The sequence below is a fragment of the Mesorhizobium sp. M0768 genome (assembly GCF_040320195.1).
GTDB lineage: Bacteria > Pseudomonadota > Alphaproteobacteria > Rhizobiales > Rhizobiaceae > Mesorhizobium.
The window spans coordinates 1-1,036 of record NZ_JAMYPD010000100.1 but is presented as its reverse complement, the minus strand read 5'-3'; the positions used below and the strand labels follow the sequence as shown (position 1 = coordinate 1,036).

Below are 1,036 nucleotides of genomic sequence, written 5' to 3'. Positions count from 1 at the left end.
GCCAAAGCAGGAACAAATGGGCGCACACGGCTGAACAAGGAGGACGGAACGACTGAAAGATCACCTTGACAAAGATTAGCCCATACAAGCGAGCGAGCGGCTTCGCTACCGCCGAGCTACACCACCTGTAGGGACGCGACCGATAGCCCGATCGCCTGCTCGCTGGATCTGCAAGCCAATGTCTCGCCTAGAATGGTAGAGGTTGCGGATGTCCTCTGCGCGATCAAGGAATACCCGCATACTGACATGTCAGCTGCGGCCAGAGGGCGATGGAGCCGTTGATCCGCCTGCTGCAGGGGCGCGCGCCACCCGCACGCTCTATTTCCCCCTGCCCCTCCTGATGCCCTCACTCGGACCGACAACGGGAGGGCGTGGAATCGTGGAAACGCTGCACAGGCTGGAGACCGACGCCGGCATTCTCGACGCGACGTTCATCCACGGCTTTTCCTATGCCGAGAATGACCATAGTGGCGCCTCCCTGCTTCGTATCGTCATCGCTGCCAACGCGACGGCCGAATGCGCGGCAAGGGAACTGAGCGACTGGATCTGGGAGATGCGGGCAGCGTTCGGGGGTGCCCCTCTCGCCGCGAAAGAGGGGCTTGCCCTCGCGCGCAGTCACCTGACCCATAAGGCGATGCCAATTGGTTGGGCGTCATCGTTGAAGTCGTATTCGGGATGGTGAAGGGAGGCGGTTATGCCGTTTGCCCATGAAGATGAAAGCTCCGGGGCGGGCCTTTGGTTGGACGCGGCGAGCATGACGCCGCTCGACAGGGCGAAGGTGCCGACGTCCATTCCTGGCATGTTGTGGAGTGCGTAGACCTCCTCGATGCCAAAGCGCTCGAAGAGACCGTCCTCGAGCTGTCAAGCGAATTGAGAAACTGACCCCCCCTATTGCCTCACCGAGGAATGTTACCGAACGCGATAGGGCCGACATGGGCCCTTTCTCCATCCGTCGCGGCGGAGGGAGATAGCGGCCAGCTCTTCATCCAACCGCCATCGAGGATGATCAGCCCAGCCATTTCCATGCGCCAGACCT

2 pseudogenes are annotated in these 1,036 nt (G+C 61.2%); both read left to right on the top strand.

Going from position 1 to position 1,036, the window contains the following annotated elements:
- Positions 1 to 144: 144 nt before the first annotated feature.
- A pseudogene (locus NKI08_RS34480) lies at positions 145 to 282 on the top strand (M81 family metallopeptidase); the annotation flags it as partial.
- A pseudogene (locus NKI08_RS34475) lies at positions 239 to 598 on the top strand (M81 family metallopeptidase); the annotation flags it as partial. The pseudogenes NKI08_RS34480 and NKI08_RS34475, both read left to right, overlap by 44 nt.
- Between the last annotated feature and the right edge of the window lie 438 nt (positions 599 to 1,036).